Origin of the sequence: Rhizobium sp. BK312, from assembly GCF_014193605.1 — a bacterium.
Lineage (GTDB): Bacteria > Pseudomonadota > Alphaproteobacteria > Rhizobiales > Rhizobiaceae > Rhizobium.
Genome location: NZ_JACHZP010000009.1, coordinates 241,890 through 255,750 on the forward strand (window position 1 = coordinate 241,890; position 13,861 = coordinate 255,750).

General features: G+C 57.6%; 5 protein-coding genes and 1 pseudogene. 1 reads left to right on the forward strand and 5 read right to left on the reverse strand.

From position 1 onward, the window contains the following. Positions 1 to 432 precede the first annotated feature (432 nt). Together FHT85_RS24315 and FHT85_RS24320 are read right to left on the reverse strand one after the other, a co-directional pair. Entirely contained in the window at positions 433 to 2,370 is a 1,938-nt protein-coding gene (locus FHT85_RS24315) for a caspase family protein (protein WP_162709737.1), read from the reverse strand. Then, entirely contained in the window at positions 2,367 to 2,855 is a 489-nt protein-coding gene (locus FHT85_RS24320) for a hypothetical protein (RefSeq protein ID WP_162709735.1), read from the reverse strand. The genes FHT85_RS24315 and FHT85_RS24320 overlap by 4 nt, the downstream gene beginning before the upstream one ends. A 972-nt stretch (positions 2,856 to 3,827) precedes the next feature. Between FHT85_RS24320 and FHT85_RS24325 the strand changes: the two genes are divergently transcribed. Beyond that, the gene (locus tag FHT85_RS24325; protein WP_112412069.1) at positions 3,828 to 5,108 is read left to right on the forward strand and encodes a Shedu anti-phage system protein SduA domain-containing protein; all 1,281 of its coding nucleotides are present in this window, start codon (positions 3,828 to 3,830) and stop codon (positions 5,106 to 5,108) included. Positions 5,109 to 5,152: 44 nt separating this feature from the next. On the opposite strand, the pseudogene FHT85_RS30605 reads toward FHT85_RS24325, so the two are convergent. From FHT85_RS30605 to FHT85_RS24335, 3 genes and pseudogenes are all read right to left on the reverse strand, one after another. After that, positions 5,153 to 5,299 (reverse strand): annotated as a pseudogene (locus FHT85_RS30605) (LysR family transcriptional regulator); the annotation flags it as partial. 344 nt (positions 5,300 to 5,643) lie between these two features. Next, positions 5,644 to 7,932 (reverse strand): AAA family ATPase, encoded by a 2,289-nt coding sequence (locus FHT85_RS24330; RefSeq protein ID WP_112412068.1) that lies wholly within the window; start codon positions 7,930 to 7,932, stop codon positions 5,644 to 5,646. A 176-nt stretch (positions 7,933 to 8,108) separates the two neighbouring features. After that, a complete protein-coding gene (locus FHT85_RS24335) occupies positions 8,109 to 13,679 on the reverse strand; it encodes a DUF3320 domain-containing protein (RefSeq protein WP_112412067.1) in 5,571 nt (1,856 codons plus the stop codon). Positions 13,680 to 13,861: the final 182 nt, after the last annotated feature.

Consider the following 13,861-nt stretch of genomic DNA (forward strand, 5'->3'; position numbering starts at 1 on the left):
TGGCCTGTCGCCCGAACCAGTCGTCGCAGGCTGCACGGAGCCCTGCTGCCCCCCATGTCCACCTGTCGTCTGCGGTTGAACTTGGGTGGTTCTGGGTGTTGCACTCTTCTGGCTGTAGTCGTTTCCGTTTCCGGACATCTGTCTTCCCTCTTTCTCGACGTTTCGGCGGTTAGCGTCTTGGCGCTGGCGGGCGGTCGCCTTCGCCAGTGGTCAGAGGGTTCGCCGACGTCTCTCCCGGCGACCTTTCCGGCTGTGCCGGGGTGGTCGTGCGGGGCGTCACGCTTCTGCTTCCCTCACTGCTATCTCTTTCCGTCATCGTAGTCACCTTCGATTCGAGCGTTTGGTCATGGGGCTGGAGCCCTCAAGGAGAAGGTAGGTAGGCATGGACTGCGTCGCAAGGAAGCATATTGTTTTCCCCCAGTTTCGGTCGGATCAAGCCTGAACTGTTTCTTGGCTACTGGCCGATTCTGTCGATCGGGATCCGGCAATAAGGAACCAAGCGACCCGATCCGGTCGTAGCAGGGAAGCGAGAATACTGGCAATTCGGATCGGTGGAGAGGCTAGTGTTGCGTCGGCATTAAGACCCACTTCGATCTTCGACCATTCAGCTACGAATTCGCCGACGCGGAAGACTGTGTGCCCGATATTCAGCGAGAAGTTCGTTCCCTCCTCGATGAGAGTCGCTCCGAATGCGGTGAAATCGTCTGGGATGAAGATGTTGATGTTGATGTGATCGAATCCCCTCATCGCGCCGTCGGCGATATCAGACAGCCCGCACTTATCCATAACCAAAAGCAAAGCGGGCAACAGCGTCGTCGGGTTCGCCAGTATGCCTCGGAATTCATCGTAGCGGTCCTCAGTCACAGCAGTAAGAAATCGCAGCGCATCCTCACCGTTTAGCAGCGGATCAGCAATTCGACCGTCGCGCTGATGTAGAACCCTGATCAGAAGGCCAGAAATCGCTTCCAACTCTTCCCGGCAACCCAAGGCGTCCGCTGCCGCGGCGAACGACACGTAGAACGGAGCCATCTCGTCGGATACAGGAACAATCGAATTGCTGTAGTGCGTCATTATCAGGCGCACGAGATCGGCGGCCTTCGGAGCGATCGTTGCCTCGTTTGCACCGGAGATGGTCTGAATGTGGACAGCGGCGCCGAGCCAGCCCAGGATGCTCATCAGGCGCATCGGGAGGAAGTAGAAGTCGGCAATGCCGCCGTCCTTGGAGAGCAGCGCATAAGTGCTCTCGTTGAACTCGGCCAAGAGCTGGTCCGCCCCTTCGCCGATCGACTCTACAACCTCGTTGGACAGTTGTACGATGGTATTGGCGCAATCCATGCTGGACGCCGACATCGGCAGTAGCGCGACCGCACACGCCGACTGAAGTCGAGCCACGTCAAACCGATCGCCCGTTTCCGCGATGCGAGCGCCAAAGGTTGCAGAGAGACCCAAAACGAACGCAGCCGCGACTGCGGGTTCTGCTTCCAGCCCCTTGCAGACTGGCTGGACGACATCCAGAAATCGCTCGGGGTCGAAATCCCTCGTGAGCGACAGGTACTGCTCCCAGATTGCATCCGCCGCCGCCCGGATATGCTCGTTTCCTGCGCCGTCCGACGCCAAATCAGGGAACGTCTCGCTGATGTGTGCGCTGCCGCCGGAGAAGCGCGGGTTCTTCGCGAGTTGAGAAATGCCGAAAAGATTGATTCCCCAGCAGACCGGTGACTGATCCGCCGCCTGCATTGTCCTCGAAACGACTTGCCCCACCTCGACAAGCTCGAGAGATGGGCGCGTCGTCTGCACCAGCGTCTCTCCCTTCAGGCACGCCATGAGCGCGCTCGTGCAATGCCCCGCTCCGCCCGACTCTCCCGCATACTCGTCGGAACCCGCTGCGGCCAGGATCGAAATGGCCAGGGATCCGGCCTTGCCAATCACGTGCGGGTTCAGGAGGACACCTATGTCATGGACGACACCGCCTGCGTGGCAGGCGTCGACGATCAGATTGGAGTGATGGATTTTCGCCTCGGTTATCCACGCGAACAACTGCGTCATTGACAGGGCGTTCAGCGACATCCTGCCGATGTCTGTATCCTTCAGGCAGAGAAAATAGGTGTTGTCCTTCACGCCGCCGTGTCCGGCAAAGAAGAGCGTCAGTTCTTCGATCGGCTGGTTGGAGAAGAGTGCGTCTTCGATAGTGGATCGAAGTGTCGCCATGGTTGGCGACAGCAGCAGCTTCGACTGCGCCTTGTCGTATTCACCCCATTCGTCCGTGACGAGGTGTCCGAAGATTGTAGCGGCGTCGTTTTCCGCTCCGGAAAGTGGCTGGAGGGGTGGATTGTTGTAGGAGTCGCAACCGATGGCGATCAGCACTCTCAATGAGAATCTCCTTCCCAGGCCGGAGGGAATTTTGCAAGTCGCTCCTTTTCTCGCTCCCTAGCGCGTTCGGACTTCTCGGCGTTCACCTTGTCGACTCGCTCGGTGAACTCCGGCCCCTGCGCCTCGAGATCGGCCATGATCTTTTCAAAGCCTTCCCGACCCATGTGAAATTGAGGAAGACTAACTTCTCCGTTCTCATCTATTCCAAATTCGATCATCTCCAAGGCGGCTAGGAAAGCCTCGGCCGGAGACCTGTCCGGACCCATGACGACTGTGTTTCCCGACTTCTCGGTGGACTGGCTGATAGTTTGATAGAGCGAGGCCTGGAATTGCGCCATCAGCCCCTCGACCATTCTTGTTCTCGCCTCCACGAACTTTGCAAGGTTGTGGTTGACTACATCATCGAAGCGCGACAGGAGTTCGAAGGAATGCGCCTGCATCTCACCCGCCTCATCGCCGTGCTCAGTCGGCTTTGTCTTCCACATTCGGCCATGCGAAAATTTCTGGGCATTCCTGGGCGAGATGAGTTCATCGCGCCGCTTCTGTAGCTCGGCAGCGACTTGTCTGGTGAACGCCTCGTTGAATTCCCTGATGCGGCTGCGATACTTGAAAGGGGGCACTTTGCCGACTCGTGGTTGCATATGTTGTCACTGCGCATTTAACCACGGCGACCACGCCAGGCAACGGTATGTCGTTTCTCTCAGCTCGGCCAAGTGTGAGGGAAGTGTAGTGGGAGCCATGCCGCTAAAGCTTCTTCGCTCTCATCAGATCTATGCCCACCTGATCCGCCATACTCATGTCGCGCTGGGCAGTCTTCAGCCAAGTGCGATATCTTCTCGTGCTCGAACTGGCAGACAGCCATATCTAACAGTTCTTCGAACATCTTCCTCAACGCAGGGCCTCCTCGCGCAACGAGCGCCGCAATAAGAAGTATCCTTGGCTTGCGTCACCGGCGCAAACCGCGTCGTGCCATCGACCGGGATAGCAAGGATTCATTCCTTCCGCGATCCGGAAGCGACTTCGCGCGGCGAAGTTGACGCCCTTCCACGTTCTGATGGAAAGTCACAACCGCGCGGTCAAGGCAGCGGCTCGCAAACGAAGCGCAGCGGCGTCTGCAGGCTTTCAGTCGAAGCTGGAACTTCACTTGAAAAAGCTCGCGAGCGCAAAGGAATTGCCAGCGCTTCTTGCCTCGAAGAAGCTTCGCCGCGAGGCTTCTAGCCTGCGAGACGAGTGCCTATCCGACCGCATTCGATTGCGGAGGCAGGCCTCCACTACGGGGTGGAGGGTGTGCCCGGGCATCCTGTGAAAGCGACGGTGAAGATGGTGAAGAGTGGGGGTGTTCGACGCGATTTCAGTGTCTTCTCTGCCGAAGCAAAAAATCAACCTCTCCTCTTAACGCTCTCGCGAGGATTGCATGCCAAGTTCCGTGCAGTTCATTTTTGGCGCATCGGGCAGTTATGGTTGACGACAATATTTCAATCGCAGTTGAAGACAAATACGCGATCTTCAAGGTTCATAAGCCGTCGGGCATGCTGATGGACGGGATTGTTGAACAGCTCATACAATCCTTCGAGCCCCTCAATAAACAATATCGACCGATACTGGATCTCCAGGATCTGGATGATGTGACGTCCGATGTGTGGGAGTTTGTAGAGCACTGGAAGGACGCAGGGGCCTTGGTTGTCGCCGATGAAAGTCAGAAGGAAATCATCGAGAACTGGCCGCGGCGCCTTGGAGAGGTCGCGGTTATCAAGAATGCCCGCAGTTGGAGTTTTACCCAGGTTTCAATGGCACACCTCCGCACCGAAGATGAAATCCTGCTTTATAATCTGCAGGATGAAGTCCAAAAAATTGTAGAGATGGCAGGCCGGGCACCGCCGACAGAAGAGGAATGGTTCTACGCGAGCCAAGATCCTGCCATCAAAGACATTTTTGGCAATTTCGATCAGTTTCGAATGCACTTTGCTACGACGGCGCAAAATCCCAAATACGTCTTCGATAACATCGCAAGTCCTGCAATCGTCGGGCCTCGGTATTTAAAACGCCTGTTCACCGAGTTGGGAAGGCAGTCTTCTACGGTGCAATTGGGTCTCTTTTTCAACAACGGCTCCGCGGATGTATCGGCGTTCCATAGCAATGCTATCTTCAATGTTGATACAAATTTGGGAGCATTGCCGTTCAAGCCGTCTATCGCGGCCACGCAGACCCAGAAGCTGTTCCAGCCCGAACTGCAGCAGTTCAGTAACATGATCTCCGATCCGAACGTACAGGAACGTCACTTTCAGAAATTCTTTGAGCGAAACGACAAGTTCCTCAAGTTTCTTGGATATAGGCAAATCTCGGCGCAGGTGGTGCTCGAACGGGATAACGCTTCAAATCTGAGGCCAGATTTCATGGCACTGCCCGCCACAGGCGACTTCTGGGATATCATCGACATCAAACTTCCTCAGGTAGAGCTGTACGCGGGCGGGCAAGACCGCATGCGCTTCACGCACGACGTCGCCGATCTTTGTGCCCAGTTGCGGGAATACAGCGCGTATTTTGAAGATCCGCGGTGCCGAGAGAGGGTCAAACAGAGATACGGCATCGAGTCATATCGCCCGCGTCTGATCGGGATTATCGGAAACAAGCCGCAGGTCGATCCACTCCAAGCCAGACGGCTGCACTCTGAGGTGAATTGCGAGATTTTGACGTTCGACAGTTTGTTCAATCTTGCTTGCAAAAGCCTCTTGATTTGATCCCACTCTGCCGTCACTGCCAAAGGCGGTTCTCACGAAGAGCCTTAGACCGCAAGGATTCCCACATGCTTGCTCGCGGTCATGTTGGCAACGATCTCAAGCAACACTGCCCTAGCGGCTAGAGCGGGCTCTGACAGAGGCAAATGATCCGACACGCAAAGACAGACGGTGGCGTCGATGCCCGGACGCGTTGCACTTGGACTATGGCTGTTTGCATGTCGCGCGCCATACACCGACGAGATCATCTTGTCCGACGCTCTTCGCTCGACGGTCGGGGTAAGAGACAGAGGTATGTCCACGGCGACAAGGTCAATTCTTCCGCCGAGTTTCTCGTTCGCGGCAGCGATCAATGATGCCGCGTCCGGCGCGGATCCACGATGACGAACGATGGGATCGGCGTCTCTTCCCTCCCGCAGGAACGCGGCATATGGGGAAGCGACCTCCACCACCTGCCAGCCGTCCCCGACTTCGTGTATGAGCGAAACGCCGCTCGGTTCCCGCGCTGTCCATGCGGCGTCGATGCCGAGGACCGATCTCAAGGTGGATCCCCATGTGCAACCGGCAGCACGCCAGACGCCTCCAGCATTTCCGTCGCAATCGCAACCGTTTCAGCGGGTATTTCGTTCTCGGTTGCAGGCACAGGCCCGAGCATCATCTCGTAGTGCGCGCCATGCCCAGTCGCGTAGAAAATCCGCCTGAAGACTGAGAGGTATTTATCGACGGTTGTCTCGTCGAGGCTGACATAAAGCTCGTCGCTGAAATTGTGCGACCCGTCGTTGATCCAGGAGAACAGCGATGCGCAGATCTGCTGATCGCGGCCATCGAATTTGGCAATGATCGAGTCCTTATCCATGTTGCCCAAGATTGTGAAGTAGTGTTCCAGGATCCGACGCAGCACGTTCTGTATCGTGAGAGCTGGACGATTGGGATTCCGAACCTCTTCCCAAAGCAATTCGTACGATGTGCGAATAGGATTGTTAGGATATCCAAGGATAGCACTTCCATCTTCTGTTTTCCGGACAATCCAGAACGTCTCGTGCGAACGCTTTTCAGCCTTCCGATCGGGGTCGAAAGTGACCTCCTTATGGAAGTAGATGTTGTGGGTCAGGACAAATACCTGCTTGATCCTGCCTGTTCCGGAACACGCCTCGGCCAGCACCCGCTTTATGAGCGCACTGACGATAAATAGGACGTCACTGTCGAGACTGGAAACCGGATCATCAAATACCACTATCCGGTCGCCGCTGACTCCAGTAGCGGTCATGTTTCCGCGTATCAGATGGTAGAAATATAGAAACGAGATGAAGCTTCGCTCTCCCTCGCTCAACGTGCTCCGAGCATTCGATCCGTCGTCTCTGACGATCGCATAGGATTCGTTCCTTTCTCCGGCGGTAGCAAGTCGGAAGCTTGTGAAGCCGAATGACGCAAGGATCCCGTTGATTTCGATCACAGTGGGTTGGACGCTCGTTACGCTCGCTTCGAGGTCGGCCAGCGCTTTTTCTGCCAAAGCTAAATCCGTAGCCTTAGTCTTCAATCCATTCGATATGCCTTCGATCGCCTTGTCCAAGTTGGCTTTGTTGGAAACGAATTCATCAATCGCCGATTTGTTAGCATTACAGATATAGCGCCATATTTCAGAGCTCAGGGTGGCGCGTTCGGCAATGAGATTCTCGACCAGGCTGTTGTGCCGGGATATTTCGGCGTTGGCTTGCCCGATGATCTCTGCTACCGCACGGGCAGCTTCCCCGGCGGGCTCCAACTTCACACGTGAACTTGGCTCTCTTCGCTTCCGTTCGAGGTGAGTTTGGTTGAGGCCAATGATTGCCCTTAGCCGGTCGACGAGGGGCCGAAGCGCGTCCACGTCAATGAAGGATCCGGAATTCAGTGCTGCCTCCGACGTTTCAAGGATCGCCTGAGCCCGCGTCGCATAGGTGTCGCGAAGGCTGTCGATGGACTCTATATCGGCAATGTAAGTCTCGTCGAAGAGATCGTTCAGCTTCTGAAGGAGCTCGGCTTCCATCGTCTTCTGGCAGAACGGACAGGGCGTCTCCGCTCCCTCAACGAAATGAAGCCCCGCCCGTACCCAGTCGCTGTTTCCCAGACGGCGGATAAGTGGCGCGAGTTCTATATCTTCCTTGCCGACAACCCTCTTCTCCAAGATTGGGTCGCTTTCGAAGGAGATGAGCCTGCCACTGTCGAAACTGGCGAGCGGTGCGATTCTGGCGGCTCCATCCGCGAAAATGGATGAGGCTTTGCTGCGCAAGTCGTCCAGGGCGCGGAGGTTGGAGGCGTTGGTCGCTGCTTCGCCAAGCACTCGGTCGCAGAACTTCTCCTTCGCGTTTCTCACACCTTCGAACGCGCGCTTGAATTCTCCATCGTGCTCAGACTTGATCTGCCAACAACGCTCCTCGAAGGCTGCGCGAAGGCGCTTGAGATCCCCCAGCTTTCCGGTTCCATCGCTCGCTGTACCAAGAGTGAGCTTCAGCTTGTCGATTTGTTCCAAGTAGCCGGAAACCTTTTGACGCGCTTCCTCGATCTGTTGCAGCTTTCCTGCTTCCAACTCGCCAAGCGTGAAGATGCCGCGCAAGCGCTCGGTGAAGTTCCGTTCGACGAAATCACTGTTGTAGACGAGGGTCTCGACACTTCTGCCGCGATCCCAGATGGTGCTGCACGTTGGATAGGAAGCGGTGTCGGCAAGCACACGTGAAATAGTAGTTTTGCCAGAGCCGTTCGTTCCAAAAATGAAGTTGATCGCTTTAAGTGCATGCAATCGCTGACCAGAGTCGTACGTCGCGACCTTGGCTATGCAAACCTCCTCAATCATTACCCCTCCCAGCAGCCAATTCGGAACATTTGAGGCCCGGCACAATGCGGTACCCAGACCCTCGCTTCACTTCCGCAAGTAGCTCTTCTTCCGACTAACGCTCATGCAATAATGACCGCCGCACGGACCCGTGCAGTAAGCTCCCGGCATTCAGGCCCCAAGCCCAGATCACCTGTTCACTGGGCGGGCACCGAGGCGTTTCCGGAGACCAGCATACCGTCTCGGACCAGCAGCTCTCCCTCGGACTTCAACGCTTCGATTCGAGCCACGATCACGTCACGCAACTGGCTGCTCGTGGATTTGAACCCGAGTCCGCGCGCGACAGCGTTGACAGCTTCGTTCTCGGTTGCCCCCAAGCTAGTCGCGACAAGAGACCTCAGCCCCTGATCTATTTCCATTGGCGGGATCATCTCGATTCGGCGCAGGCTTGGCGAGACCACAGCGCTGCGATCGCGAAGGCGTACCTCTGCACCCGGCCATAGCAGGAAGTCGCCCGACCGAAGCACATGCGTCCCGCTGACCGCGATGGCGATGGCATTGCCCACGTGAGCGTCGATGCGGTTCCCTGCCCGCTGCAGCCCCCACGCTGTCCGGATTCGTGTAATCACCTCATCTCGGTGGATCGGCCCCTCGGTCTCCACCGTCTGCTTGATTAAACCGACAAGCTGGCTGATCGGCGCTTCGTGAAGCTCCGCCGCGCGGTTCGGAATGAGCGACGCCTCCTCGTAAACAGGTGTAGTGCTCTCGAACGCGACTTGCTGGAGGCCGATCTCCGTGACGTCCGCTCGCTCGATCGTGACGACTTCGACGGGAACCGCCCTCGCCGCCGCTTGTGCAACATGGTCGCCCGACAAGGCGTTGGCCTTCGCCTGTTCGATTGCCGTTATGAGACGGTCGAGTTCGGCCTTCGGACGCTGGAACCAATCGGTGCTCCAGATACGGTGGATGTTCCACCCGTGATCTTCGAGAACGGCCTGGCGCAGCCGATCACGGTCACGGGCGGAGCGGGAGTCGTGGTATGAAGCACCATCGCACTCGACACCCAGGAGATAGCGACCGGGGAACGCTTCGTCGGCAACGGCGAGATCAATGAAGAATCCTGCGATCCCCACCTGCGGATGGACCTGATACCCGCGCTCCTGAAGGGCTGCCATGACCTGTTCTTCGAAGACGCTGTCCATCTGACGATCGGTGCGCTGGTTCATCGACAGACGCCCGGTCCGCGCATAGTGTAGGAACAGCTTGAATGCGAAGATGCCCTTCCCCTTGCCGCGCTCCAGATCTATGTCGTCGTCCGTGATCGAGGCGTAGACTTCGCAGCGACGTTTTGCGCGGCTGATCAGGACGTTCAGGCGGCGCTCCCCGCCTTCGGCACCCAGCGGTCCGAAACGCATGCTCATAGGCGCTCCGCTCGGCCCCTTGGCGTATGCAACCGAGATCAGAATGACATCGCGCTCGTCCCCTTGGACGTTTTCCAGGTTCTTGATGAAGAACGGCTCGTGTGGATGCGAGTGGAAGAACTCTTCGGTCTGCGGGTTCAACCGCCGCAAAAGCTCCAACTGATCCTGGATCTCGCGTCGCTGCTTGATCGAGAACGCTGCGACACCAAGGGAAAGATCGGGGGAGTTGAGCGCATGCCGAATGACAGCTTCCGCAACGGCCTTGGCCTCTACTTTATTCACTCCGTCCTCAAACGTTCCGCCTGGAATGTGATTGAACCGCAGTCCCATCCCTGCTTCCTGGGTGTACGGGCTCGGCACGATGAACAGCTTGCTGTCGTAGAACTGCGTGTTCGAGACCGCGATCAGCGACTGGTGGCGACTGCGATAGTGCCAGCGGAGCATCTTCTCAGGCAGTCCGCGCGCGGAGAAGAGACCGAGGATGCTCTCGATATCGGAGACTTGTGCGCCTCCCTGATCATCGTCGTCATCCGTTCCCCCGGACGTCATCTTCGAGAAGAACTTGGTGGGAGGGAGCTGTCTTTCGTCTCCCACGACCACCACTTGCTTCGCGCGGGCGATAGCTCCCAGTGCGTCGACGGGCTGAATCTGACTGGCTTCGTCCATGACGAGCATGTCGAACTCCAAGACGCCGGGTGGCAGGAATTGGGCGATCGACAGCGGGCTCATCATGAAAACTGGCTTCAGCGCTTGAATGGCCAGGGAAGCTTTCTGCATGAGTTGTCGGATCGGCATGTGATTGCGGCGCCGCGCCATCTCGCCGCGCAGGATCCCGACAGGACCGAGGCCGCTAACCGTCGGAAGGTTCCGATGGTGGGCTTTCACGACTTCAAGCCGGGAAAGACGCATGCGGTTCCTATCGAGGGAGGCGAACTCGCCAACCAGTCTGCTATGAACTTCGCCATCGAACCTAGCAAGATCCGGATCCTGAGCGTGCTGATGGCGCAGAATTGCCTCGTAGAACGCCATTTCGAAATATGGAATGACGTCAGATGTTGGCACCCTGCCATCCTGGAGACGAGCTACCACTTGGGCGACGCCGAGACTTGCTGCGTCGTTGGCACGTCCGTTGTAGGCAGCATATTTCGAGAGTTGTTCATCGCTTGCGATCCAACGGACAAGCTTTTCACCGATCAACGTGAGTGAAGCTTGAGCAACGTCGCTTGTGCCGAAGAGCGCAGAAGCATCCGCCTGCAGGAATTTAAGTATGTCCTCGAATTCGGTGACAAAGCGCTGGCCCCCCGACGCCGCCGCCAGCGCTTTGGCCGCGATATTGGATCTGTCGGTGACCCTGGAAGCAAGCAACCGGATGTCGCCATTCCGCGACAGCCAATCGAAAACCGCCGCAAGCTTCATCCAGTCCGAACCCGCGCCATTCCAAAGGCCACCAAAAGCGGAGCGCCCGAGGTCTCCAGACGCATCGACTGATCGCCTACGCGTCTGAGCGGCGGCAAGCAACTCAAGCGCCGCTATCCGAGCTGCATTGTTTTCCGGAGCAGTCTTCATCAACGCCGCAACTGCTCGATCAGCGTTCGCGATTTCCGCGAGAACTGCCGAAGCCTGCGTCAACACCGCCTCGTCCGGTCCGGCGGCCGCTTGGAAAAACGGTGCCGTGCCGTCGCCAAGGTCATTCCAAAGAGAGAACATCAGCTTCCGCGCATCCTCGAGCAGTGTTCTCACTTGCTCGCACCGAGTCGCTACCGATGCCTTGTCGGTCAGCCGGCTGGCGATTTGCCTCGCCTCGGACCCTACCCCACGAAGGCTGCGCATCCACAGCACCAGGTTTTCAAGCGGCTGAGGATCCGACTTCTCTCCTCGCCAGTCGGCGCCAAACGCGCCGCGGCCCAGGCTATCGCCGTCCTTGATTGCCGCTTTAGCCGCTTTACCCTTTTGCAGGAGATCAAGCAGGCGAACCATCTCGCCAGGATTGGTTTCTGACATGACGGTGCGGAGGAGCGCCTTCGACCTGCGCCAATCGCCGCTCAAGAATTTGAGGGCGCGCTGGCCGTGTACGGCCACTGCCGTCCGCGCCGCCGTCAGATCCATATCCCAGGCCTGGTCGCCGACCTTCCCTGTCAGTTCCGCCTTCACCTGGCGATAGATCGAAACGGCCTCGGCGAGATCGCTCGCTTGATCGAGGCCACGTTCCCAGATTGCCGCGACGAACGCGTCTGGGCTTGCATCTGGTGCAGCGGCCACTCTCTCACCGATGGTCACCAGCCTGCCTATTGATCCGAGGGTCGCAGAAGCGTTTACGCCCAGCATCTGCTTGAGCGATGCCGCAGCATTCAGGAACCTCGGCAGCAAGGCATCTAGCTGCTCAATCGTCTGGTGGCCTGATTGGGAGAACGAGGAAGGCAGGCGACGGAACGTGGCCACGAGTGGTGGCGTCTCCGTTTCCCACGCGGCATCGCTAAAGTGAGCGTGCATCTGCTCGGAAGAGCGAAAGAATTCGGCACCGTCACGGATGACGCTGGCGATGTCCCGCGCGGACGTCTCCCACGCCGCATTAGCCAGAGCTTCCGAAGATATGTCAGCCGGACATGTCGCGAGGCGCTCTGCGAGAACCCGAACTTCGCCGAAGGAGGAGATAGAATCGCCAGGCTCGCGTTGGAGAGCGTCCGTCACATCCTTCATCGAGTCCATGAGGCTGGCCAGACCGCTGGAGACATCGGTCAAGCGCGCCGTCAGTCTCTCCAAATCAAGCGGAGTAATTCCCGTGAGACCGACGCCATACCACGCGTGTTTCGATGGAAGGCCGATATCGTCAATTCGCTGTCCCAGTTCCGAAAGGATGGCGACGATCCGCTCCTTTACGTCCGGACTCCAGTCAGTAGCCGCAGGAAGTTCGATATCCGATGGCGGCAGCCCCGTCCTGCGAAGACGCGTCAGGTGACCGATCACCTGGTAGGGCGAGAGATCGTATGGACGATAGATTCGATGCATCCGGTCCGGATGGGCGTTCAAGCTGTCTCTCGCCTCCAGGAGACGACGGTCGAGGGCTTCGGCGGCCTCGCCTTTCGGAGCGCCGAGCTCCCATACGTGTTGCAGCTCCGCCAGCAGCGCGCGCTTGTTTGCCTTGTTCGAGTGAAGTTCGAGGCAGGCATCGCCAACGTTTGCCTGGTCGAGGCGCCGCTTGACCACCTCGAGAGCGGCCATCTTCTCGGCAACGAAGAGAACGGTCTTCCGGTCCGCAACGGCCGCGGCAATGATGTTCGCGATCGTCTGAGACTTCCCAGTACCGGGTGGTCCCTGAATGACGAGGTCGCGTCCGCGGCGAGCCTCATGGATCGCCGCCGTCTGCGAGCTATCGGCGTCGACGATGTGGGTCATCTCTTGTGGGGAGATGTGGGCATCAATCTTGGCGTCCTCATCAAGCAGAGCGTCGCCGCGTTCAAAGCCGTTCGACACCAGCCCCGTGATTAGAGGGCGCTCGGTGAATTTTCCATCCGCTGGCCACAATGTCGGGTCGAGATCACGATACATCAGAAATTTTGCGAAGCTGAAGAAGCCGAGAACGATGTCATCGGGCTGGACGGACCAGTCGGGCTTGATGGAAATCGCCGCCGCCACCTGGGTCGCGTAGGTCTCGAATGAGAATTCGTCAGTGGCTTCGAAGTCTGGCATCCGGATTTTGTGGACTCGATCAAGAAATGCCTCGAGAGACAAGTTGGATGCGAAATCCTCGGGGCGGGCCCTGAGTTTGAATCGCTCCGCAGCGCTGCCGCGCGTAAGCGAGACGGGAACCAGTACGAGTGGCGCGTACCGAACGTTCTCTGCGTTCTGGGGATCGATCCACTTCAGGGTTCCCAGGCCCAGGAAGAGAATGTTGACGCCCTGCTCCTCTTCGAGAGTCCGGGCATCGAAGTACAGATCGAGCAGTCGTTTCTGAAGAGCGTTGGGCGTCAGCTTCGTCTGCAGCTTGGTGTCCCCGTGCCGCACGAGGCGGCCGCTTTCGTCGCGATCGTCGTCATCCGGGAGCGCCAGTTCTATCAGGTCCTCGGTTTCCTCGCCACCATCCTTAGGATCCCTTCCCTTAGCTCCAGCCAAGAAGGTCATGGCCCTTCCTTCCGTGACCAGCAGCCGGAATATCTCAGCCGACTTCTCGTCTACGATGTCGATGGTTTTGGCGCTTTTGGAAAAACGAGGAACGTTCAGCAATCTATTCCGGGCTGACAGATCGAGTAGCTCGGTTCGTGCTCGTTCGATTTTCGCCTCTACCGAGAGATTGCTTTGGAAGATCGATTGCTCGGAGTTTTCTACTAAACTTGCATTATCGTCTTGCATGAACGCACCCCATCACAATGGTTGCAATTGATGCATAAAGTCAGCGCAGTGGTCCAGTAGCGAAAAAGCAACTTCGGCGATTATTCTCGAATTATCGGACTCGCGTTCGACCGGGATCTGTTTGAAAAGGTTCGGTCACGGGTAAGGAGATGGTTTCAAGGAAAGACGATGGACAACCCACG

Excerpts from the sequence above, each read along its gene's own strand:
- FHT85_RS24335 (WP_112412067.1), bottom strand. The coding sequence starts at position 13,679 with ATGCAAGACGATAATGCAAGTTTAGTAGAAAACTCCGAGCAATCGATC.
- FHT85_RS24330 (WP_112412068.1), bottom strand. The coding sequence starts at position 7,932 with ATGATTGAGGAGGTTTGCATAGCCAAGGTCGCGACGTACGACTCTGGT.
- FHT85_RS24320 (WP_162709735.1), bottom strand. The coding sequence starts at position 2,855 with ATGTGGAAGACAAAGCCGACTGAGCACGGCGATGAGGCGGGTGAGATG.
- FHT85_RS24325 (WP_112412069.1), top strand. The coding sequence starts at position 3,828 with ATGGTTGACGACAATATTTCAATCGCAGTTGAAGACAAATACGCGATC.